Origin of the sequence: Kribbella sp. CA-245084 (genome assembly GCF_050942355.1) — a bacterium.
Lineage (GTDB): Bacteria > Actinomycetota > Actinomycetes > Propionibacteriales > Kribbellaceae > Kribbella.
Map to the genome: position 1 here is coordinate 4106649 of NZ_CP192053.1, position 22079 is coordinate 4128727.

Annotated in this window: 24 protein-coding genes; 12 read left to right on the forward strand and 12 right to left on the reverse strand. The window is 68.5% G+C overall.

Going from position 1 to position 22079, the window contains the following annotated elements:
• Positions 1–248 precede the first annotated feature (248 nt).
• Positions 249–830, forward strand: coding sequence for a hypothetical protein (locus ACQPYH_RS19710; RefSeq protein WP_432893270.1), 582 nt, complete (start codon positions 249–251; stop codon positions 828–830).
• Here the strand turns inward: ACQPYH_RS19710 and ACQPYH_RS19715 are convergent.
• Together ACQPYH_RS19715 and ACQPYH_RS19720 are read right to left on the reverse strand one after the other, a co-directional pair.
• On the reverse strand, positions 808–1197 hold the full coding sequence (locus tag ACQPYH_RS19715) for a GNAT family N-acetyltransferase (protein WP_432894433.1): 390 nt from the start codon (positions 1195–1197) through the stop codon (positions 808–810). The genes ACQPYH_RS19710 and ACQPYH_RS19715 overlap by 23 nt on opposite strands.
• Positions 1116–1343 (reverse strand): GNAT family N-acetyltransferase, encoded by a 228-nt coding sequence (locus ACQPYH_RS19720; protein ID WP_432893272.1) that lies wholly within the window; start codon positions 1341–1343, stop codon positions 1116–1118. Before ACQPYH_RS19720 ends, ACQPYH_RS19715 begins: the two co-directional genes overlap by 82 nt.
• Before the next feature lie 138 nt (positions 1344–1481).
• Between ACQPYH_RS19720 and ACQPYH_RS19725 the strand changes: the two genes are divergently transcribed.
• Complete coding sequence (locus tag ACQPYH_RS19725; RefSeq protein ID WP_432893274.1) at positions 1482–2429, forward strand: zinc-binding dehydrogenase; 948 nt, start codon at positions 1482–1484, stop codon at positions 2427–2429.
• Here the strand turns inward: ACQPYH_RS19725 and ACQPYH_RS19730 are convergent.
• Genes ACQPYH_RS19730 through ACQPYH_RS19740 form a run of 3 tightly spaced genes read right to left on the reverse strand, consistent with a single transcriptional unit; the run spans position 2419 to position 5207 of the window.
• Positions 2419–3021 (reverse strand): formylglycine-generating enzyme family protein, encoded by a 603-nt coding sequence (locus ACQPYH_RS19730; protein ID WP_432893276.1) that lies wholly within the window; start codon positions 3019–3021, stop codon positions 2419–2421. The genes ACQPYH_RS19725 and ACQPYH_RS19730 overlap by 11 nt on opposite strands.
• Positions 3021–4472, reverse strand: a complete 1452-nt coding sequence (locus ACQPYH_RS19735) for an ArnT family glycosyltransferase (protein ID WP_432893277.1) — start codon at positions 4470–4472, stop codon at positions 3021–3023. Before ACQPYH_RS19735 ends, ACQPYH_RS19730 begins: the two co-directional genes overlap by 1 nt.
• Before the next feature lie 12 nt (positions 4473–4484).
• Entirely contained in the window at positions 4485–5207 is a 723-nt protein-coding gene (locus tag ACQPYH_RS19740) for an SDR family NAD(P)-dependent oxidoreductase (RefSeq protein WP_432893279.1), read from the reverse strand.
• 79 nt (positions 5208–5286) lie between these two features.
• On the opposite strand from ACQPYH_RS19740, the gene ACQPYH_RS19745 reads away from it, so the two are divergent.
• The 4 genes from ACQPYH_RS19745 (at position 5287) to ACQPYH_RS19760 (ending at position 10365) form a co-directional block, all read left to right on the forward strand.
• Positions 5287–6369, forward strand: a complete 1083-nt coding sequence (locus tag ACQPYH_RS19745) for a GntR family transcriptional regulator (protein ID WP_432893281.1) — start codon at positions 5287–5289, stop codon at positions 6367–6369.
• A gap of 34 nt (positions 6370–6403) precedes the next feature.
• Positions 6404–7960, forward strand: a complete 1557-nt coding sequence (locus tag ACQPYH_RS19750) for a sensor histidine kinase (protein ID WP_432893282.1) — start codon at positions 6404–6406, stop codon at positions 7958–7960.
• A complete protein-coding gene (locus ACQPYH_RS19755; protein ID WP_432893284.1) occupies positions 7957–8622 on the forward strand; it encodes a response regulator in 666 nt (221 codons plus the stop codon). The genes ACQPYH_RS19750 and ACQPYH_RS19755 overlap by 4 nt, the downstream gene beginning before the upstream one ends.
• A 189-nt stretch (positions 8623–8811) precedes the next feature.
• Positions 8812–10365 carry an AAA family ATPase gene (locus ACQPYH_RS19760; protein ID WP_432893286.1) on the forward strand — a complete coding sequence of 518 codons (1554 nt, stop codon included), beginning with the start codon at positions 8812–8814 and terminating at the stop codon, positions 10363–10365.
• Here ACQPYH_RS19760 and ACQPYH_RS19765 read toward each other — a convergent pair.
• Positions 10349–11209 (reverse strand): sigma-70 family RNA polymerase sigma factor, encoded by an 861-nt coding sequence (locus tag ACQPYH_RS19765; RefSeq protein ID WP_432893288.1) that lies wholly within the window; start codon positions 11207–11209, stop codon positions 10349–10351. The two genes, ACQPYH_RS19760 and ACQPYH_RS19765, sit on opposite strands and share 17 nt — an antisense overlap.
• 65 nt (positions 11210–11274) lie before the next feature.
• Between ACQPYH_RS19765 and ACQPYH_RS19770 the strand changes: the two genes are divergently transcribed.
• Entirely contained in the window at positions 11275–11937 is a 663-nt protein-coding gene (locus ACQPYH_RS19770) for an FMN-dependent NADH-azoreductase (RefSeq protein WP_432893289.1), read from the forward strand.
• On the opposite strand, the gene ACQPYH_RS19775 is transcribed toward ACQPYH_RS19770, so the two are convergent.
• From ACQPYH_RS19775 to ACQPYH_RS19785, 3 genes are read right to left on the reverse strand one after another with little or no spacing between them, the layout of a single operon-like run.
• The gene (locus ACQPYH_RS19775) at positions 11896–12639 is read right to left on the reverse strand and encodes an ABC transporter permease (protein ID WP_432893291.1); all 744 of its coding nucleotides are present in this window, start codon (positions 12637–12639) and stop codon (positions 11896–11898) included. The genes ACQPYH_RS19770 and ACQPYH_RS19775 overlap by 42 nt on opposite strands.
• Complete coding sequence (locus tag ACQPYH_RS19780) at positions 12636–13277, reverse strand: DedA family protein (protein ID WP_432893292.1); 642 nt, start codon at positions 13275–13277, stop codon at positions 12636–12638. The genes ACQPYH_RS19775 and ACQPYH_RS19780 overlap by 4 nt, the downstream gene beginning before the upstream one ends.
• Entirely contained in the window at positions 13274–14185 is a 912-nt protein-coding gene (locus tag ACQPYH_RS19785) for an ATP-binding cassette domain-containing protein (RefSeq protein WP_432893293.1), read from the reverse strand. Before ACQPYH_RS19785 ends, ACQPYH_RS19780 begins: the two co-directional genes overlap by 4 nt.
• A gap of 178 nt (positions 14186–14363) precedes the next feature.
• Here ACQPYH_RS19785 and thrS point away from each other — a divergent pair, with 178 nt between their 5' ends.
• Together thrS and ACQPYH_RS19795 are read left to right on the forward strand one after the other, a co-directional pair.
• Positions 14364–16385, forward strand: coding sequence for a threonine--tRNA ligase (gene thrS / locus ACQPYH_RS19790; protein WP_432893295.1), 2022 nt, complete (start codon positions 14364–14366; stop codon positions 16383–16385).
• Positions 16382–16954, forward strand: coding sequence for an HIT family protein (locus ACQPYH_RS19795; RefSeq protein WP_432893296.1), 573 nt, complete (start codon positions 16382–16384; stop codon positions 16952–16954). Before thrS ends, ACQPYH_RS19795 begins: the two co-directional genes overlap by 4 nt.
• On the opposite strand, the gene ACQPYH_RS19800 is transcribed toward ACQPYH_RS19795, so the two are convergent.
• Positions 16951–17868, reverse strand: coding sequence for a hypothetical protein (locus tag ACQPYH_RS19800; RefSeq protein WP_432893298.1), 918 nt, complete (start codon positions 17866–17868; stop codon positions 16951–16953). The two genes, ACQPYH_RS19795 and ACQPYH_RS19800, sit on opposite strands and share 4 nt — an antisense overlap.
• A gap of 70 nt (positions 17869–17938) precedes the next feature.
• Positions 17939–18880, reverse strand: a complete 942-nt coding sequence (locus ACQPYH_RS19805) for a hypothetical protein (protein ID WP_432893300.1) — start codon at positions 18878–18880, stop codon at positions 17939–17941.
• A gap of 106 nt (positions 18881–18986) precedes the next feature.
• Between ACQPYH_RS19805 and pgsA the strand changes: the two genes are divergently transcribed.
• From pgsA to ACQPYH_RS19820, 3 genes are read left to right on the forward strand one after another with little or no spacing between them, the layout of a single operon-like run.
• Complete coding sequence (gene pgsA / locus ACQPYH_RS19810; protein ID WP_432893302.1) at positions 18987–19649, forward strand: phosphatidylinositol phosphate synthase; 663 nt, start codon at positions 18987–18989, stop codon at positions 19647–19649.
• A 2-nt stretch (positions 19650–19651) separates the two neighbouring features.
• Positions 19652–20518: a phosphatidylinositol mannoside acyltransferase gene (locus ACQPYH_RS19815; RefSeq protein WP_432893304.1), complete on the forward strand. Its 867-nt coding sequence runs from the start codon at positions 19652–19654 to the stop codon at positions 20516–20518.
• A 24-nt stretch (positions 20519–20542) separates the two neighbouring features.
• Positions 20543–21640 (forward strand): glycosyltransferase family 4 protein, encoded by a 1098-nt coding sequence (locus ACQPYH_RS19820; RefSeq protein WP_432893305.1) that lies wholly within the window; start codon positions 20543–20545, stop codon positions 21638–21640.
• Here the strand turns inward: ACQPYH_RS19820 and ACQPYH_RS19825 are convergent.
• A complete protein-coding gene (locus ACQPYH_RS19825) occupies positions 21633–22037 on the reverse strand; it encodes an HIT family protein (protein WP_363875064.1) in 405 nt (134 codons plus the stop codon). The two genes, ACQPYH_RS19820 and ACQPYH_RS19825, sit on opposite strands and share 8 nt — an antisense overlap.
• Positions 22038–22079: the final 42 nt, after the last annotated feature.

Consider the following 22079-nt stretch of genomic DNA (forward strand, 5'->3'; position numbering starts at 1 on the left):
GTACCAGCTTGGGTTGGACTGGGGCGTAGCCCGGCCGCGTGGGTTGGGCTGGGCGGTCGGTTCACCGGCTGGGTTGGGTTTGCTGGTCGGCGCGGTCGCGGGACTTGGGGTCGGCAGGGGTTGCCTGCGGGAGGTGGGGGCGGCTCGCCGTTAGGTTGGGGTTGGCAGTCAGTTCAGCTGCGGGGCTCGGCCTCGCGCTCACTCGGCGGGACTCATCGCGCCGCGCAAGACGGGGAGACACAGTCACCATGTTCAGCAGGACCATCATCGGTACCTCAATTGCTGTTGCCGCACTCGGAGCGGCTGGCCTGCTCGCGGGCTGTGGCGGCGACAAGACCAAACCGGTCGGCGGCGCGCCAGGTCAGGCCAGCGGTACGACGTCGAGCGCGAAGCCGAGCGTGAGCGTAGCGACCACCGCCGCCCCGGAGACCAAGCCGGTGTCGGATGCGGCTGTGATTGCCAAGGCGCTTCAGGCGGCCAGTGGGGGGCACGTCAAGTCGCTGTGGACCTACACCGAGGACACGGATCCGAATAACCTGATCGGTCGGCCGGGCGGCTACACGTCGGCGACGTTCGTGTACGACAACCGTGTCTCCGGCTGCAAGGCCAAGCCCGACAGCATGTGCGGCGCGCAGGTGGAGCAGTTTGCGACGGCCGACGACGCCAAGCGGCGTCAGGACTACATCGCGGGTATCTACAAAGCCGCGCCGATCCTCGGGACGGAGTACCTGACGGTGGAAGAAACGACGCTTCTGCGCGTGACCGGGGAGCTCAAGCCGTCGATCAACCGGCAGTACGTCGCGGCCTTCAAGGCAGCGCTGACCAAGTAGTGGTTGGAGATTGTTGAGGTCGGTTGGTGTGGGGCGGGAAGACGAAGCGGGGGCTGCCGTTAGGGGACGGGGTTGTTTGGGTTAGGCCGGCGGAGTGCATTACGTGGGCTGAGGCGGTGTTGGTGGGGTGGCATTCGCCCCAGAGGGTGGGGATTGCTAGGTCTTGGTGGCAGTAGGTGAGGGCTGCTGTTAGGGCCTCGGTGGCGTAGCCGTGGAAGCGGTGGGTGGGGAGTACGGCGTAGCCGAAGCTCCAGTTGGCTAGGGGGTCGTCGCTGGCGCCTCGGCCTACCCAGCCGAGGACTTCTGCGGCGGTTCGGCGGTGATGATTAATTGGGCGTGGGTGCCGTTGGCGTGGGTGTTGACCCAGTCGCGGACGCCTTCGCGGTCTCGGGGGCCGTAGTCGTCCATGAAGCGGGCGACGCGAGGGTCGGTCCAGAGGGTGCACAGGGCGGGGTAGTCGGACTCGACCGGCCAACGGAGGGTCAGGCGGTTGGTCAGTACGGGCAGGGGCATCGCTCGACTCCTGGTGCTCGGAAGCTCCCCGGAAGTTACCCGGGGAGATTCGGCGGCTGCCATCGGTTAACCGGGTTGTATGGTCGGCATCAAACATATGTACGATGGCGATCTAACAACTGGGATGGGTGGTGGGTCGTGCGCGCATTGGAGCAGGCCTCGGCGGGTGGGCCAGGGGATATGCGGCTGGTCGAGGTGGAGGCGCCAACAGTTGCGGCGGGAGAAGTGTTGGTGCGGGTGGGCGCCGCCGGGGTGAACTTTGCGGATGTGATGCAGACGCGAGGGACGTACGACGGTGGGCCGCGCCCGCCCTACCTGGCCGGATTCGAGGCAGCAGGTGAGGTCGTGGCCGTGGGGAGTGGCGTGAGCGACGTGGCTGTGGGGGAGCACGTTGTCGGGACCGGGTATGGGGCGTTTGCGGAGTACATGGTGATGGCTGATTTCGTGGCGGTGCCGGCGGGGTGGGCTGATGAAGAGGCGCTTGGGATGGTGTTGAACTGGGGGACGGCGCTTGCTGCGCTCCGCCACCTGGGGCAACTGACGGCCGGTGACGCGGTGCTGATCCACGCGGCCGCGGGTGGGGTCGGGCAAGCGGCGGTGCGGATCGCTAAGTACTACGGGTCGACGGTGATCGCGACGGCGTCCGCGTCGAAGCATGACGTCGTACGGCGGCTTGGGGCGGATCGGGTGATCGAGATCGGGGAGTTGAAGGCCGAGGTGAGTGACGCCAGCGTTGATGTCGTTCTCGAGTCGGTGGGTGGTGAGACGTTCCGGCGGAGTATCGAGGTTGCGCGGCGGGTGACGGGGAAGGTCATCGTGATCGGTGCGGCCGCGGGGGAGTCCTCGATCAGCAACTGGGAGTTGAACTTCAAGCATCCGGTGCAGGTGATCGGGCATCACCTCACCACGTTCATCCAGCAAGCGCCGGAGCTGTTCGCCGACGTGATGGCCGAGCTGGGCAAACTCATCGACGCCGGTCTCTATCCGCCCGGCAAGCCGACCGTCTACGACCTGGCGGACGGCCCGAAGGCACTCGCGGAACTCGAGGCCGGCGTCACGATCGGCAAACTCGCCCTCAAGCCGTGACAACAGACTGCGCGACCCGAAACCCGAGATCCTCGATCGAGAAGGTCGGGTGCGAGCGGCGGCGGACTGTTGAGCCGACGGAGCGTTCCGGGTCGGCGTAGCCGCCGCCACGGAAGATGCGGTAGGAGCCGTAGGCCGAGGGATCGTACAGATCCCAGCACCACTCCCACACGTTGCCGAGCATGTCGTGCAGCCCCCACGCGTTGGCCGCCTTCCCGCCCACGGCATGCGTCCGCCCGTCGGAGTTCTCGGCGTACCAGGCGATCTCGTCGAGCTCCCCATAGCGGTACGCCGGTACGCCCGCCGTGCATGCCCATTGCCATTCCGCGTCGGTCGGCAACCGATAGCCCGGCGAAGCCCAATCGCAGCTCACGTCCGAGCCGGAGATCTCGTACGCGACCGGGAGCCCCGCATCCGCAGACATTTGGTTGCACAGGGCAACTGCGTCGTACCAGCTGACGCCTGTGAGCGGTACGTCGCCCACCGTCACGGGATAGCGCGCCAGCCGGAACGCGGGCACGTCGACGTGCCACCGACGGCCGACGCGATCATCGCGCAGGAAGACGAGGCCGGCGGGAATGTCAACCAGCATCAGTAGAACCGGCGGAGCTTCGGCCACAGCGTGGACCACGGCTCCGCGGGCGCCTCGCAGACGAACAGAGTGGCGCCGTCCTCGTCGTTCGAGACGATGGCGTCGATGGTCCCGACCTGTTTGCAGTCCCGGAAGTCCGACGTCGGCCAAACACCGACGAGCAGGACCGGGCCGGTGTTCGTGTCCGGCGGGCGTTCCCAGTCGGCGAAGCTCATGTGGCCGGAGTACGCCGTGGGCAGGCCGTGCGATGGCCCGTACCGCCGAAGGGCGCCGGCTTCGCCGTAGTTGCCGGTGAAGATCGTTGCCGTCGACTGCTCCGCCGGCGGGATCTGCGCCCACGCGGTCGCGACGGAGGCGGTGAATGCCGGCCAGCCGATCTGTTCGCCCTGCTCCTTGTTCACCGGGATGACGAAGTCCGCGGCGGACGCGGGCAGCACCGGCAAGGTGAAGACGGCCGAGGTCAACACCGTCAGCACCAGACCGATGACCGCCGGGATCCGATGCTGGTCGATCCATCGCAGCGCCGGCTCGCAACCGGCCGCGACGAGGACGAGCAGGAGTGGCAACGCGTAGTACGACTTCCCGCCGGCGATCAGGACCGCCACGCACAGCACCGGGTAGGCGAGCGCGACGGAGCGGGCCCATTGCAGCTTCTTCCACAGCCGAAGGAACCCGGCAATCCAGATCGGGACCAGGAACGGCGACAGCTGCAGGATCTGCAGCGGGATGAACATGATGCGGTTCTCGGTGCCGTCGTCCTCGCTGATCCCGCCGGCGACGGTGAGCTGCGGCCAGCCGTGCTGGAACTGCCACAGCACGTTCGGCAGCGCGACCACCCCGGCCACGGCGACGCCCGCGAGCAGCCACCACGAGCGCAGTACGCTGCGCGGTCCGACGATCAGCAGCGACACGAGCAGCGCGCCGACAGGCAGCACCACGAGGTACTTGTTCTCCAAGGCGATCCCGGCCGTCAGCCCGAGCGCGAGCCACCAGCGGCCGTCGCCCGTGCGCAGCAGCTTCACCGCGAACAGCCCGATCAACATCCAGGCGAGCAGGTCGTACGTCGCCGTGGACACCATGTGCCCGACGCCGAGCACGAACCCCGACGCGGCGGCACAGATCGCGGCGAGCACCTGACCGCGCCGAGCACTGCCGAACTCGCGGGCGAGCAGCGCGATCACGATGATCGTCGCGACGCAGCTCAGCGTCGACAGCACCCGCAGCCCCATCACGGTGTCGCCAAAGATCGCGGTCGAGACGCGGGCGATCAACGGCGTCAGCGGCGGCTGGTCGATATACCCCCAGCTGAGGTGCTTGCCGGCGACCATGAAGTAGAGCTCGTCGCGGTGGTAGCCGTAGCGCCCGGAGAGCGCGGTCAGCACGACACCGACGAGCACCGCGAGGCCCACCACGGGCCGCGCAGCGAACGGATGCACCGGAGGGCGGGTCATGGCCGCATGTTGTCAGTCCGATGGGGTCGCCGCTAGTAATTCAGGAGCGGCCGCGCGATTCAGTAGAAGCACGCGTCCGGCGAGGGTCTCGTCCTCGACGAAGCGGACCACGCCGTCGGTCACCTCCTCGAGCGGAACCAATGCTGCTCCTCGCTCCGCAGCAGGCAGTGCGTCGCGCTCGCGCACACCGCGTTCGGTCGCGACCCAGTCCGGCACGACGCAGTTCACCCGCACTCCTTCGAGCGGCGCCAGCGTCGTCGTCAGCCGGATCAGGGCCGCCTTGGCCGCGCTGTACTCCGGTGACACGTGCGGCCCGAATCCCAACCCAGCAGTCGATCCCACGTTCACCACCGCGCCGCCACCCGCCGCCCGCATCCCCGGCAGAGCCAGCTGAGTTGTCAGCATCGGCGCCCGGAGATTCACCAGCAGCGAGTCGGTCCACCGCTCGACCGATGCCTCCGGGAAGCACGGTCTGAGCACAGCACCTCCGCCTGCGTTGTTGACCAGGATCTGCGGTTGGCATGCCATCAGCTCACCGACCGCGTCGTCGTCCCGCATGTCCACCTGCACGAACCGCGCCGACGGTCCGATCAGCTCCGCCGTACGCTCGCCGCCCGCAGCGTCGATGTCCGCGACCACCACCGACGCACCCGCCGCAGAGAGGCGTTGAGCGATCGCGCGGCCGATGCCGACCGCGGCTCCGGTAACTATTGCGACCTTTCCGGTGATGTCCATGCCCGAAGGCTGCCACGGGCCGCCGACAGTCCGGGATGATTTGATATGTCAACCAGACAACGGGCGAGGGGACACGCAGGTGGCACTGCTGTACGAGCGGATCTGCGCTCACGTCCTGGAGCAGCTCCGGCGCGGCGCCCTCCGGCCGGGGGACCGGGTGCCGTCGGAGATGGAGCTGGCGGCCCAGTTCGGGGTCAGCCGGATCACCTCCAAGCGCGCCCTGGAGGTACTGCGTGAGGCCGGGCTGGTGGAGCGCATCCGCGGCAAGGGCACCTTCGTCGTACGGCGCCTGCCGGACCTCACCGACCTGACCATCCCGCTCCGTACGACCCCGCGGCGGGAGGCCCGCTCGATCGCGCTCATCGTCCCGGACATGTCCGAGGCGTACGGGCTGGACCTGCTCAACGCGATCGAGGAGCGCTGCGCGGAGTACAACGCCCACCTGGTCGTACGGCGAACCCATGGGCGTCAGTCCGATGAGGAGAAGGCGGTCGACTCGCTCGTAGCCACTGTGGACGGCCTGATCGTGTTCCCGGTGCACGGCGACTTCTACAACGCCAGTCTGCTGCGGCAGGTCCTCGACGGATTCCCGGTGGTTCTCGTGGACAGACATCTGGCCGGCATCCCCGTAGCCGCCGTACACACGGACAACGTGGCTGCCGCTCGCGCACTAACAGCCCGCCTGCTGGAGCAGGGCCATGAACACATTGCCTTCGTCTCGCCACCGCCAGTGAACACGTCCTCGATCGAGGACCGTCTGGACGGCTTTCGTGCGGCGTTCACCGGCCGCGGCCACGCGTACGAGCTGACCGACCTCCGCAGCACCTTGCCCGGATCGACGACCACTGAGAGCGTGCGCGCAGACCTGGACGTCATCCGCGCGTTCCGCGACCGCATGCCGCAGGTGACGGCGTACTTCGCCTGTGAGTACAACCTGGCCCGCATGGTCGACCGGGTCCTGGGCGATCGGGTCGTCGCGTGCTTCGACTCACCGGGCGACTCCATCGGCGGACCGCCGTACCTGCACATCCGGCAGAACCAGACCGAGATGGGGCGTCGCGCCGTCGACCTCCTGCTCGCCCAGCTCCGCGGCGAAGCGGTGCCGAACCTCTCGCTGGTCCCGTTCGAGATTGTCGAGGCAGCACCTGACTTTCGGCAGTAGGGGCAGCCTCTCGCGACTGTGTAGCGTCTACGGCATGAAGTGGCGGCGCCTGGGGGACGTGGGTCTGTGGGCCGCGTTCAGCCTCCTCGTCCTCGCCGAGAGCGGCGCCCGGCACGATCCGTACTGGTTCCGCGCAGCGTGCATCGCCGTACTGGCGTTTGCCGTCTATGGCCGGCGCAGGTGGCCGCTGGCAGCGTTAGCCGCGGTGGCGTGGGCAGAGATCGTCATACTGGCTCTCGCACTCGGTACCACGAATGGTGTGCAGATCTCACTCGTGCCAGCGATCAGCCTGCTGAGTTATCTGGCCGGTCGGCGCGAGACACAGCTCAAGCACTTCGTCCTGCTGTGCAGCTGGTCGCTGCTCGGCATGCTCATCCTCGCTCTGACCGTACGACGGGGTGCGCAGGCGACCGAAGCCGTTCTGACGTGGCTGTTGATGCTGCTGCTCGCTCTGCTGCTCGTCGTACTGCCGTGGTTGATCGGGCGGTACCGCGCTCAGCAGGCGCTACTGGCAACCGCCGGCTGGGAGCGGGCCGAGCGGATCGAGCGCGAGCAGCAGATGGAGATCGACCAGGAACGGCTGCGTGAACGGTCGCGGATCGCCGAGGACATGCACGACTCGGTCGGCCACGAGCTCAGCCTGATCGCACTGCGCGCCGCGGCGCTCGAGCTTGACCCGTCGCTTCCCGACGTACACCGGCGGGCAGCGGGGGAGTTGCGTGAGTCAGCAGCCACGGCGACAGAACGGCTCGGAGAGATCGTCGGCGTACTGCGTGATCAGGACGCACCGACGATGCCGCACGACGAAACCGTGCGAGCGCTGGTTGAGCGCGCCGCAGCCTCCGGACTGTCCGTCCAGCTGACCGAGGACGTCGAGGGCGAGTTGTCGCCGATGGTGGATCGCGCAGTACACCGCGTGGTCCAGGAGTCGCTGACCAACGCGAGCAAACACGCCCCCGGCGCATCCGTGGCAGTCAACGTGACCACCGACAACCATGACGTCCAAGTCGAGGTCGTAGACACCGGAGCGGCGAGGCCTGTGGCTGGACCATCGGGCGGACGAGGACTGGACGGCCTACGAGAGCGAGTCCGCCTCGCCGGGGGCTCACTGACAGCCGGTCCGCGACCAGACGGCGGCTTTGAAGTCAGAGCGACGATGCCCAGAGCAGGCGGTCGACCAGAGCCCCAGACAGCTGCAGTAGAGCGAGCCACGGTACGACGCAGCGCACAGCGCGGGTTGATCACCGCCATAGCCGCACCGCTGCTGCTCGGTGCAGTAGTAGGTGCGGTTGCCCTCGGCTACTACCTCGTCGCCGGCTACAGCGCGATCCTGCGACCAGCGCAGTACGACGGACTCACCATCGGCCAGTCTGAGGCAGATGTAGAGAGGGTGCTGCCACGGATGCAGATGATCGATGCACCCTCGGAGGGCTACGTCCCGCCGGCCGACTGGAGTTGCCGGTACTACCGTCCGGCCGCTCCGTTCTCCAGCAACTACGTCTACCGGCTGTGCTTCACCGACGGCGCGCTGGTCGCCAAAGCGGTCGTGGCGAGCGGCTCCGTCGCACCAACTCCGGAGGGGAACGGATGATCAGGGTCATGCTCGCCGACGACGAGGCGATGGTGCGGGCCGGAGTCCGCGCGATCCTCGGCACCGACGACGAGATCGAGGTAGTTGCCGAGGCAGCCGATGGCGTCGAGGCCGTTGACGCGGTACGACGGCACCGGCCGGACGTCGCCGTACTGGACATCCGGATGCCGCGGATGGACGGACTCGTTGCGGGCGCAGAGATCCGGAAGACCGTGCCGGAGACCGCAGTCGTCATCCTCACCACCTTCTCGGAGGACGCCTACATCGCCCGTGCGCTCGGCGACGGTGCGAGCGGGTTCCTGCTCAAGTCAGGGGACCCGCGCGAGCTCATCGCTGGGTTGAAGGCAGTGGCCGACGGTGCGGCGTACCTGTCGCCCAAAGTGGCGCAGCGAGTGATCGCCGAGCTGAGCGCCGGATCCGGTGGCGGTGCGATGGCGCGGGCGGCCGCCGCGAAGGAGCAGGTCGCCGTACTGAGCCCACGGGAGTTGGACGTGCTCGGACTGGTCGGTGCGGGGCTGTCGAACGCCGAGATCGCGGCCCGGTTGTACCTGGTCGAGGGGACCGTGAAGGCCTACGTCAGCGCCGTACTGCTGCGGCTCGGCGTGAAGAACCGGGTCCAGGCCGCGATCGTCGCCCACGAGGCCGGACTGGTCACCTCCTGACCTGTTCGGGTCAGGCCGATGCATGCTCCCCGCCGGTCGGGATACTGGTCTCGGAACGCTCCGGGTGGTGACGTGGTGAGGACACCCGGTCATGGGATAGTGGTGCCTCCCGGAGCCCTCACCCTCCGGGGACAACCCAGCAAGCCTCCAGGGGCCACCCGCCCCCTCACAGAATCGGGGATCCAGGTCGTGACCGACTCGCACAACTCCGGACAGCACAAGGACCGGGAAGCGGCGGCGGCCGAGGTCCGGAGAATGTGGCAGCCGACCCCCTCCTGGACCCAGCCGGACCCTAACGAGACCGAGCCGGCCGAGGAGAAGGACGAGCAGCAGCCCGACGCTCTGTCCCAGGAGTTCGCAGACGACTCCTGGTCCACACCGGCCGCCGACGAGCCGGTCGACCAGCCCGCCCCGTGGACGCAGCCGCAGGCCACCGCGCCCGCACCGTCCTGGACGCAGCCGGTCGCGGAGTCCGCCGCAGCGTCGTGGACGCAGCCCGAGGAGTTCGACGAGGAGCCCGTCGTCGAGCCGCACGCTCCCGACGCAACCGAGCCCGCAGCTGAGAGCCCGGACCAGACCCCGGCCGGCCCGAACAGCCCGGTCTTCGGCGGTTCCTCGTTCCACGGCTCAGGTTCCGGCCCGGAGCAGAGCGCCGCGGGTCAGCCCCAGGCCGGTCAGCCCGGCGTACCAGGGCAGGCTGGTCAACCAGGGCCGCAGCGTGGTCAGGGCGGTCAGCCGCTGTCCCCGGCTGCGCAGCACTTCTTCCCGCAAGGCATTCCCGGCCAGCAGCCGCCGCAGCCCCCGCAGAACCTGTCGTTCCGCACGGACGACCTGATCCAGGCTCTGCCGTTGCCACGTGAGGCTCCGGCCGAGCGCGGCGTCCGCAGCATGCTGAAGCTCCGTCCTGGCGGCTCTGAGCGGTCTGAGCGGCTTGCACGTGCGACGGCGGCGACGGCCTTCCGGCGTCCGGTCACGATCGTCGTGGCCAACCCGAAGGGCGGCTCCGGCAAGACGCCGACCACACTGCTGCTGTCCGGTGCGCTCGGTCAGGCCCGTGGTGGCGGTGTCGTGGCGTGGGACAACAACGAGTTGCGCGGCAACATGCACCTGCGGACCCACGACACGAACTCCCGGTCCACGGTCACGGACATGCTGCAGGCCATGCCGATGCTGACGCAGCCGGACGCCCGGCTCGGCGACGTCGCGGCGTACCTGCGGCACCAGGTGTCCGGTCAGTACGACGTGCTGACATCGGCGACCACGACGTACGCGCAGATCGAGGCCAACGACTTCGATCTGATCCACCGGTTGATGAGCCGGTTCTACAAGGTTCTCGTGATCGACACCGGGAACAATGAGGGCTCCAGTAACTGGCGGGAGGCGATGAAGGCAGCGGACGCCCTCGTTATCCCGATCAAGTGGAAGAGCCTGTCCTGCGCGGCAGCCGTCCAGATGCTCGAAGAACTCGACAACCAGGGCCCCGAGGCGCAGCGGCTGATCCGCCGTGCCGTGATCGCGGTCTCGAACGGACCCGGCGACGTCAACAAGGAGGTCGAGAAGCAGCTCCGGCCCTATTTCGAGTCGCGCGCGGCCGCCGTTGTCGACATCCCCACCGACATGCACATTGCGGCCGAGGGTCCGATGGACCACGCCGCGCTGCAGCCCGCCACCCGGCGCGCTGCCTTGGAGCTGGCAGCCCGGGTGTCGGAGCAGGTGACGATCGCCCTCAACGCTCCGCGCTGAGGACAGCAAGACTCAACTGGCTGAGGCGGTCCGGATCGGCAACGACGTCGTACGACGTGATCCGGTCCGCCTCGCTGGTGAAGGTGATCGCGAGCATCAGCCGCCCGCGAGGTGCCAGGACCAGTCCGACCTCGCCGTTGACCAGAGCGAGTTCGGCCAGGTCAGAGCGGCGCGACAGCAGGACAGTGCCCTCAGCCACGGCCCTCGCACCGCGTAGCTCGGCAGCCATGCCGGGGGACAGCACCGTGGCGTCGACGCGGCGGACGACGTCCGGGTCCAGCACCGCCAGAATCGCGTGCAGATCACCTGCTCGGGCTGCGTCGAGGAACGCGGACACCACGCGGCGCTGTCGGGCCAACTCGACCGCGGGCACCGATGGCGTGCCCTGCACCTTCTGGCGTGCACGGCTGGCCAGCTTCTTCGTCGTCACCGGGTTCCGCTCGACGATGGGCGCGATCTGCGCGAACGGTACGGCGAACATGTCGTGCAGCACGAACGCGATCCGCTCCGCCGGCTCCAGCGTGTCCAGTACGACGAGCAGCGCCCGGCTGACCGAGTCCGCGACGAGCGCCTCGTCCTCAGGGGTTCGGCGGACCGCCGGCAACTGCTCCAGCTCGTCGGGATCCTCAGGCGGGGCCTTGCGACCGCGCAGCATGTCCAAGCAGATCCGTGTCACCACCGTGCGGAGCCAACCGCCCAGATTGTCGATGCCGTCCGTGCGGTCGAGCCGGATCCACGCCTCCTGCACTGCGTCCTCGGCCTCACTGCGCGAGCCCAGCAGGCGGTACGCGACCGCCTCCAGCTTGCTGCGCTCTGCCTCGAAGGCCTCGGTCAGCTCGTCCACTTGGTCACCTTTCCGCGCTACCCGCCGTCACCCAGTCTGACGACCACGAGACGACGAAGGTGACCATGCTGTTGCATCTGGATTCCAGTGCCAATCGCTCCGACGAGTCGGTGTCCAGGAGGCTGACCAGACTGTTCGCGGACCGCTGGCGGTCCGACCACGGCTCGACCGAGTACCGCTACCGCGACCTCGCCGCGGACCCGGTGCCGCCCATCGACACGGCGTACTGCCAGCTCGGTCGGCGCTCCGAGCGGGAGGGCGTCGTACCGCTGGAGCTGGTCGGAGCTCTGGTCGAGAACACCGCAGAAGCCGATGCCTGGGCGTTGACCGAGCCGCTGATCAACGAGGTGCTGGCGAGCAGCACGATCCTGATCGGGGCGCCGCTGTACAACTTCTCGCTGCCGGCCGCGCTGAAGGCCTGGATCGACCGCATCACCTTCCCCGGTGCGCTGGCCCTGGGCGACACCGAGGTAGTAGTGATCACCAGCCGTGGTGGTGCGTACGGTCCTGGGACGCCGCGGGACGGCTGGGACTACGAGGTGCCCTACCTGCGCGCGTACTTCACCAACTACGGCGTCCAGGACGACAACATCCGGTTCATCACTGCGGAGTTCTGTCTGGCCGGGCTGGTCCCGCGCCTCGCGCACCTGCGTCCGTTGGCGGAGCAGTCCCTGGCCGAGGCGATCTCAAGCATCGCGCCGGGACAGCACGCGACTGCCGAGCGCTAGTCCACCCACTGCCCACAGAACCAGGACGGTCGCACTCAGAGTGGGGGAGAGCGGGTCTGTGGTGCCGGTCAGATAGTTCTGGCCGGCACCACCGGGCAACAGCGCAGCAATCCAGACCAGTGCGCGCAGTGAGCTCTGGCTGAGCATGAGCGGCACGACGAGGAGCAGCAGGAACGCAACGGTCAGCGTGCCTGCCGTACTGCGAACCACCCAGGCGATCCCGGCGACGAACAAGCCGGCCACGGTCGCGTAGAAGCCGACCGACAGCAGGTCGACAACGAGCCCGCTCGCATCCCACTCAGCCCACGAGCCCGCGGCCAGACCTCCTGTCACGGAAGCGATCGCAGCCACCACGAGTCCGTAGCAGAACAGGGCGGGTGCCAGCACGGCCGCCTTGGCTAGTACGACGTTCCGCCGTACGGGAGTCCACTGGAGGGTCGAGCGGATGCTGCCGGTGGCGTACTCCGACGTCACAGTCAGCAGTGCGAAGGCGGCCAAGACCACCTGGACGATGAGGATCACCGAGGAGCCGAACTGGCCGACGGGCTGCGACTCGGCGTGCGCGCGATGGGAGTTGTCGTACGCGAGGCTGAACCCGTACTGCACCCCGAGCAGCGCTGTCAGCAGAACAGCCGCCACGATGTTCAGCCAGCTCGACCGGACCGTCCACAGCTTCGTCCACTCCGACCGCACCGCGTTCATCGCCTGCCTGCTTCCACGGGTTGAGGGTCTACTTGAGCTTGAGGCTTGCGCAGTCGGTGGCGGACCAGTTCGACGACGAGGGTGACGGCGAGCGCCAGGCCGATTCCGAGGACGACGCCCTTGAGCGGGTTGTCCTCGAAGGCCTTGCCGCCGATGAAGCCCACCAGCGTGCAGTACGCGCCCCAGCTGACCGCGGCGAGCGCTGCGAACGGCGTGAAGCTCCGCAGCGGGTAGCGCACCGAGCCCATGGTCAGCGTGACCGCGGTGCGGCCGCCGGGCACGTAGCGAGCGACGACGAGGACCAGACCGCCGCGTTCCTCCAGCGAGCGCCGGGCCCACTGGATGGCCGCGTGCCGCTTGGTACCTGGCTTGACCCGGTCGAGTAGCCGCCCGCCGGCGCCGCGGCCGAGGGCGTACGAGACGTGGTCGCCGATGAACGCGCCGATCGCCGCGACCACGATCACGGCGTACAGGTTGGGCTCACCGGTCGATGCGGCGAACACACCGGCCGTGACGACCAGGGTCTCGCTCGGGATCGCCGGGAAGAAGCCGTCCAGGGCTGCGAAGCCCCACAGCGCCAGATAGATCCACCACGAGGACATCAGCTCGTCAGCGAAGTGCAGGATCGCATCGCTCACGACGCCACCCCGTATTCGACGCTGTCGGCGGTGAGCTCCATGTACGCGTCCTCGAGCGACGCCTGCTCGGTGTGCAGCTCATGCAGCCGTACGCCGAGCTCGTGCGCGAGATCACCGACCCGCTCCACCGGTACGCCGGTCACGATCAACCGGTCGTCGGCCGAGTCCACACGCTCCGCCTCGGCCGTCAGCCGTTCCCGCAGTACTGCGTGGTGCCGGCGATCGGGGACGCGGACGGCGACCGTGCTGCGCGACGAGCCCGCGATCACCTCCGCGACCGGGGCGTCGGCGATCAGCCGGCCGCGCCCGATCACGACCAGCTGGTCGGCGGTCAGCTGCATCTCGCTCATCAGGTGGCTGGAGACGAACACCGTCCGGCCCTCGGCTGCCAGTGAACGCATCAGCTCGCGGACCCAGCGGACGCCGTCCGGGTCGAGACCGTTGACCGGCTCGTCGAACATCAGCACCTCGGGATCCCCGAGCAGCGCGCCGGCGATCCCGAGGCGCTGGCCCATGCCGAGCGAGAACTGTCCGGCCCGCTTCCGGGTGACCGGGTCCAGGCCGACGATCGACAGCACGGCATCGACCCGGCTGACCGGGATGCCATTGCTGTGCGCCATCGCGATCAGGTGGTTCCGCGCGGTCCGCCGCGGGTGCAGCGCCTTGGCGTCGAGCAGGGCGCCGACCTTGGTCAGCGGCGCCGGCCAGTCGGCGTACGGGCGGCCGTCGACGAGCGCGACCCCTGCGGTCGGGGCGTCGAGGCCGAGGATCATCCGCATCGTCGTGGACTTGCCGGCGCCGTTCGGGCCGAGGAAGCCGGTCACCCGGCCGGGCGCGACGGTGAGGTCGAGCGAGTCCACGGCGCGGGTGTCGCCATAGGTCTTGGTGAGTCCTTCAAGGGTGATCACGCTGTCGAAACTACGAATCCGGGCATCCCCGGCACATCGGACCAACGGCTGGACCGACCCCCGACTTTCGTCAGGTACGGCGGGCCTGTGGATACGCCGTCGGGTCGGCGTCGCGATGTCGATACCATCTGTGGCGTGACCGGCAATCGGCCGGTGACGCGCAACCGAGGAGTGCACTGTGTCGGAAGTCAAGGTCCATCTGGTCGGCGTCGAGGGCGAGGCTGAGCGGAGTGTGACCGAGACGACGACGATCGGGGAGCTGTTCGCCGAGATCTTCGGTCAGGACCGCTCCGCCATCGCCGCCCGCGTCAACGGCGAGCTGCGCGACCTGTCCCGGGTCGTCGCCGACGGCGACGAGATCGAGCCGGTCAAGGCAGCCTCCGCGGACGGCCGCGCGATCATCCGGCACTCGACCGCGCACGTGCTCGCGCAGGCGGTGCAGGACCTGTTCCCGGACGCCAAGCTCGGCATCGGCCCGCCGGTGGAGAACGGGTTCTACTACGACTTCGACGTCGCGACGCCGTTCACGCCGGAGGACCTCGGCAAGCTCGAGAAGAAGATGCAGCAGATCATCAAGGAGCGGCAGCGGTTCAGCCGACGGGTGGTCACCGACGACGACGCCCGCGAAGAGCTCGCGACCGAGCCGTACAAGCTCGAGCTGATCGGCATCAAGGGCTCCGCGGCCGACGCCGCCGAGGGCGCGAGTGTCGAGGTCGGCGGCGGCGAGCTGACGATCTACGACAACGTCCGCCGCGACGACAGCGTCGCGTGGAAGGACCTGTGCCGCGGCCCGCACGTCCCGGCCACCGGATACCTCGGCAACTTCAAGCTGATGCGCACGGCGGCGGCGTACTGGCGGGGCAGCGAGAAGAACCCGCAGCTCCAGCGCATCTACGGCACCGCCTGGGAGTCCCGCGACGAGCTGAAGGCCTACCTGACCAGGCTGGAGGAGGCCGCCAAGCGCGACCACCGCAAGCTCGGCACCGAGCTCGACCTGTTCAGCTTCCCGGACGAGATCGGCTCGGGGCTCGCGGTCTTCCACCCCAAGGGCGGCGTACTGCGGAAGGTGATGGAGGACTACTCCCGTCAGCGGCACGTCGAGGACGACTACGAGTTCGTCTACTCGCCGCACATCACCAAGGGCCAGCTGTTCGAGACCTCCGGCCACCTCGACTGGTACGCCGACGGCATGTATCCGCCCATGCACCTGGACGAGGAGCGTGGCGCGGACGGGCAGATCCGCAAACAGGGCCAGGACTACTACCTGAAGCCGATGAACTGCCCGATGCACAACCTGATCTTCGCGGCCCGCGGCCGGTCGTACCGCGAGCTGCCGCTGCGGCTGTTCGAGTTCGGCACGGTCTACCGGCTGGAGAAGTCCGGCGTCGTGCACGGCATGACGCGGGCCCGCGGCTTCACGCAGGACGACGCGCACATCTACTGCACCCGGGAGCAGATGCGCGACGAGCTGCGCAACCTGCTGACGTTCGTGCTCGGCCTGCTCGCCGACTACGGTCTGGACGACTTCTACCTCGAGCTCTCGACCAAGAACCCGGACAAGTTCGTCGGCTCCGACGAGGTCTGGGAAGAGGCCACCGCGACGCTCCGGGAAGTTGCCGAGGGCTCCGGTCTCGAGCTGGTCCCGGACCCGGGCGGCGCGGCGTTCTACGGCCCGAAGATCTCGGTCCAGGCCAAGGACGCGATCGGCCGGACCTGGCAGATGTCGACGATCCAGCTGGACTTCAACCTGCCCGAGCGGTTCGAGCTCGAGTACACGGCTCCGGACGGCTCACGGCAGCGGCCGGTGATGATCCACCGGGCGCTGTTCGGCTCGATCGAGCGGTTCGTCGCGGTGCTGACCGAGCACTACGCCGGCGCCTTCCCTCCGTGGCTCGCCCCGGTCCAGGTCATCGGCATCCCGATCACCGACGGGCATGTCGACTACCTGTTCGAGGTCGCCAAGCAGCTGAAGGCACAGGGCATCCGGGTCGAGATCGACGCGTCCGACGACCGGATGCAGAAGAAGATCCGCAACGCGCAGAAGTCCAAGGTGCCGTTCATGCTGATCGCGGGCGACGAGGACATGGCAGCCGGCTCGGTCTCGTTCCGGTACCGCGACGGCGAGCAGAAGAACGGCGTACCGATCGCGGACGCGGTGTCGGAGATCGTCGAGGCCGTCAAGAAGCGCGTCCAGGTATGACACCAGACGTCCCGGACTCGCCGTACCAGCCGGAGGAGCTGGTGCGGCAGGACGGGGTCGGGGAGCCTGACGAGTTCATGCGGCTGTGGACGCCGCATCGGATGGCCTACATCGAGGGCGAGAACAAGCCGACCAGCTCCGAGGCAGGATCGGGCTGCCCGTTCTGCCGGCTGCCGGGCTTGCCCGACACGGACGGGCTGATCGTGCATCGCGGCGACGCGGCGTACGCCGTCCTGAATCTGTACCCGTACAACCCGGGCCACTTGATGGTCGTGCCCTACCGGCACGTGGCGGACTACACCGAGCTGACCGGCGCCGAGGTCACCGACATCGCCGAGCTGACCCGCCAAGCGATGCAGGCCGTTCGCACGGTGTCGGGTGCGCAAGGCTTCAACATCGGCCTGAACCAGGGCGAGATTGCCGGTGCAGGCATCGCCGCGCACCTGCACCAGCACGTCGTCCCGAGATGGGCCGGCGACATGAACTTCATGCCGGTGATCGCCCACACCAAGGTTCTGCCACAGCTGCTCAGCGATACCCGGGCGCTGCTCGCCAAGTCCTGGCCCTAGTCGCCGGCCAGCGGCGGGTCGGTGTACTTGCGCCAACTGAAGTACGCCCGGTCCGTGAAGCTGCCCGGTACCTTGCCGAGTCCCTTGATGACGGTCGCCAGACCGTTGGCATGGCCAACGGAGTACAGGTAACCGGCGCCGGTGTCCTTGTCGATCGCGAGGACCGTCGAGCCTTGACCGCAAGGCGCCGCGACCAGGGTCTCGAACGCCTGCCAGGTCGACATCCGGATCGGCTTCACCGTCGACTGCATGATGTGCCCGCCGGCCACCGGGAACCGCGCGGTGTACAGCCGGCCGGTGCTGTGCGTCATCAGGAACGTGTCGTACGTCGCCGTCTGGCTGATCAACGCCAGCCCCTTCACCCCGCGGAAGTTCGACTGCCATCCGTCGTGGTGCCGGTACAGGTGACCGCTGGCGTCGGTCTTCACCGTCCGGCGATCCATGGTCCCGTCGTTGCGCAGCGACCACTCGGTCGTCCGGCTGCCGAAGGTCGACCGGTCGAGACTCCGATAGTTCTGCCAACCTGGGCCGACTCGGGTGAGCACCTTCTGCGACACGGTCCCGCCGCCGACCGGCGTCCGGTACGAGAAGTCGTAGAGGACCGATCCCACAACCGTCTGACCGGTGTGCAGCTCCGACCCTTCACCCGGGCCGTACCGGACTGCCGCACTGAGAGTTGTCTGACCGTCGGCGAAGATGTCCTTGCCGACGATCTTGTCGGCCACCTTCGTCACCGGCGCCGTCGCCGAGAACGTCTGCATCCGATGATCCCCGCCGGCCGTCACCGAACCGACCGAGATCGTGCACGGCGCCATGACCTTGCCCTGCCCCGCCGTCGCCGTAACGGCCGTGAGCAGTCCCGTGGTGAGCACTCCGGCTGCCATCAATCCGCCGTACTTCGCAAGCGTGCGCATTACCACCACCCCCTGTGATGATCGTTGGTGGTGGGACGCCGGACTGGACCGGAAAGTTCTCAGGTAGTACTCAGCGCAGGAACAGCGGCAGCATCGGATCGACGATGGTGGTCAGCGCGTCGAGCGTGACCTCGCGCGGCGGGTTCGTCAGCGCAGACACGCGAACCACGCGCCTGCCTTGCCTGAACACGAGTTCGCCCGCCTCGGGCAGGTAGTACCCGGGCTGACCGAGCGGGGCGAAGCGCGGTGGTGGCACGCGCTGGGACTCCGGGATCGTCGCCTGGTCGAACGCCTCGACGATCGACACGGTCGCCTCGAACGTCCCCCAGATGCACGTCAACGCGCCATTCACCCGGTAGTCGCGCCGCAGCTGCACCTGCAACCGGACGAACCGCTCCGCCGCCGAGGTGGACAGCTGACACGTCTCGTCCGACTGCCGAGCCGGACGAAGACTCTTCGGTACGGCGTCCCGAGCGGCCAGCGCGATCGCGACGGCCTTGGCCCGGTCGATCCCGTCCGCGTTACTCCGATCGATCCCGCCTGCCGGGGTGACCCGCACGGCTCGATCGCCGACATGGAAGACCAACCGTGAGTCGGCGATGAACGCGTCCGGTCCGAGCTCCGGCAACGACTTGAGGGCGCCTGCACCGTCCATCAGCCGGCTGATGGTGTCGGGCTGACTGGGCAGAGCGCTCACACCGATCGTGACGGCCCGGTCCTCGAGCAGCAGCGTGCACAGATCCATCGCGGGGAGGCCGCCGTCGTTCCAGGCGCTCGGCTTCGCTGTGACCGGGACCCGGAGCTTGGCGGTCAGCGTGCGCGTGATCGCCGTACAGACCTGCGGGCCAGCGGCTCCCGCCGTACCGTCCAGGCCCTCGGGTTGCGGGGGAGCGATGACGCTGGGGACGACCGCGCTCGGAGGTACGGCGTGCGGCCGCGAGTCGTTGGCGCGCTGAGCGACCGTACAGCCGCTGACCAGGAGCACAGCGAACATACCGGCCAGCAGACGCATCCCACACCTCCTCGCGTCCAGCATCGCTCGGAATCAGGTCTCCTGCAGGTGGAACAGGGTGGCATGTCATCGGATGGTGATCCGTCTGGACTACGATCGCGTCGCCATGCTTAACAGATTCCGGCAGTTCTGGACCAAGGTGATCACGCCGATCGCCACCCTCCTGCTCAAGCTCGGCGTGACCGCCGACATGGTCACGCTGGTGGGCACCGTCGGTGTGTCCGCCGGGGCGCTGATCTTCTTCCCGCGCGGCCAGTTGTGGCTGGGCGTCGTCGTCATCACCTGTTTCGTCTTCTCGGACCTGATCGACGGCCACATGGCCCGGACCTCGGGTACGTCGTCGAAGTGGGGCTCGTTCCTCGACTCGACGCTGGACCGGATCGCCGACGGCGCGATCTACGGCGGCCTGGTGATGTTCTACGCGAACTCGCACGCGGGCAACTCGACGCTGATGGCTGCCGTGACACTGTGGGCGCTGGTGATGGGCGCGGTCACGTCGTACGCGCGGGCGAAGGCGGAGAGCCTCGGGCTGAAGGCGAGCGGCGGCCTGGCCGAGCGCGCCGACCGGCTCGTGTTCACGCTGATCCTGGCGTTCTTCTCCGACGTGTTCAACCTACCGATCCTGCTGGAGATCGTGATCTGGTACGTCGCGGCGGCGAGCACGATCACCGTCGTACAGCGGTCGCTCTCGGTGCGTAAGCAGGTCCTCGCCGACCCGGCCAACGCGGGCCTGGACACCCCGCCGCCGGCGGAGCCGAAGAACGACTGACGATGGAGGGTCTCAAGCAGCGGGCGGTCGACGCGGCCTTCGCGCTCGCCTGGACCCTGGTACGACGCCTGCCTGAACGCACCGTCACCTGGCTGTTCCGGAAGGCCGCCGACCGCACGGTCCGCCGGAACGGCCGAGGCGTACGGCGCTTGCGCGGCAACCTGGCCGTCGTACGCCCGGAGGCCACTGAGGCCGAGCTGGACGCGCTCGTGCACGCCGGAATGCGCTCGTACCTGCGCTACTGGCAGGAGACGTTCCGGCTGCCGGAGTGGTCGGACGAGGAGATCGTCAACAGCGTCCGCACGGTCAACGAGAAGCTGCTCCGCGACGCGCATGCAGCCGGACGCGGCGTGATCTGCGCGCTCCCGCACCTCGCGAACTACGACCATGCCGGCGCCTGGGCCGGCCTGACCGGGATGCCGGTCTCGACCGTGGCCGAGCGACTCAAGCCGGAGTCGCTCTTCGACCGCTTCATCGAGTACCGCAAGCGGCTGGGGATGGAGGTCCTTCCGCTGACCGGCGGTGACGACGACGTGACCGCCGTACTCGCGGACCGGCTGCGGGCCGGCGGCTTCGTCTGCCTGGTTGCCGACCGGGACCTGTCCGAACGCGGCATCCCAGTCACGTTCTTCGGCCGCCCGTCGCGGATGCCGGTCGGCCCGGCCGCGCTGAGCCTGAAGACCGGCGCGCCGCTCGTCCCGGCGACGCTCCACTACGACGGCCCGGACCTCGTCATCACGTTTCACGACGCGATCGAGCCCGACGGCGGCGCGGCCGCGATGACCCAGCGCTGCGCCGACGCGTTCGCCGTCGGCATCGCGGCTCACCCCCAGGACTGGCACATGCTGCAGAGGATTTTCCTGAACTAGCAACCGCGGGGTGAGAATCGTCGTGTGAGGATCGGCGTGGTGTGCCCGTACTCGCTGGGCACGCCCGGCGGAGTGCAGAACCATGTCCGCGATCTCGCCGAGGCGCTGCTCTCGCTCGGGCACGAGATCTCGGTCCTGGCACCGGTCGACGACTTCGACACGGTCCCGCCGTACGTCGTCTCGTCGGGCCGCGCTGTCGGCGTGCCGTACAACGGCTCCGTCGCTCGGGTGACGTTCGGCCCGCGTACGGCGGCGCGGGTGAAGGGCTGGCTCGCGGACGGGGACTTCGACGTGGTCCATGTGCACGAGCCGACCACGCCGAGCGCGTCGATCATCGCGCTCTGGTCGGCCGAAGGCCCGTTCGTCGCGACCTTCCACACCTGGCAGGTCCGCTCGCGCGCGATGAGTGTCGCGTCGAGCCTGCTCCGTCCGGCGCTGGAGAAGATCGACGCCCGGATCGCGGTGTCCGAGAATGCCCGCTCGATGATGGTCCAGCACGTCGGCGGCGAGGCCGTCGTGATCCCGAACGGCCTGTACACCGCGCGATTCAAGGGCAGCCCACGCCTGGAGTGGATGGGCGAGGACGGCACGATCAGCTTCCTCGGACGGTTGGACGAGCCGCGCAAGGGTCTCGGCGTACTGCTGGACGCCGTACCGCTGCTGCTCGCCGAACGCCCGCAGCTGAAGGTGCTCGTCGCCGGATCGGGACAGGCGGACGAGGCACGCCGCTCGCTGCCGCCGCGCTATCGGGAGAACGTTCTGTTTCTCGGCCCGGTCGACGACGAGGCCCGCGCCGACATGCTCGCCGGCTCGGATGTGTACGTCGCTCCGCACCTCGGCGGAGAGTCCTTCGGCATCGTCCTGCTCGAAGCGATGGCCGCCGGCGCACCCGTGCTGGCGAGCGACCTGGCCGCGTTCCGCCAGGTCCTGGACGGCGGCCGGCTGGGGGAGTTGTTCGAGCCGGGCAACTCCGCCGAGCTCGCGTCGGGCATCTTGCGTCTGCTCGGTCGACCCGACGAGCGCGAGCGCCTCCGCTCCGCAGGGCTCGTCGCCGTACCGCAGTACGACTGGACGGTGCTGCTCCCCGAGCTGCTGTCCGTCTACGAGCTGGTGGCTAGGTGAGCTTCGCGGCAGTCGCGTTGATCTCCTCCAGGTCTCCTGACGTCGGGTGCCAGGGGAGCTGGAGAGGGTCGTCCTTGTAGCGGGGAATCACGTGCAGGTGGGTGTGGAACACCGACTGCCAGGCGTCGGCGCCGATGCAGCTGAGCAGGTTGGCGCCGTCGGCGTCGAGGCGCTCGATCACCCGGCCGACCAGCGACTGGGCGAGCAGGGTCGCGGCCATCAGGTCCTCGGCCGAGGCCTCGCGCAGGTCGGTCGAGTGGGTCCGCGGAATCACCAGCAGGTGGCCGCGGGTCGCCGGGTTGATATCCATGAACGCGATCGCGCGGTCGTCGGACGCCACCTGGGTCGACGGGATGGTTCCGGCCACGATCCCGCAGAAGATGCAGTTCTCGCTCATCCGCACAGGCTATACACTGCGCGAGCATCACAGAGTGCGGAG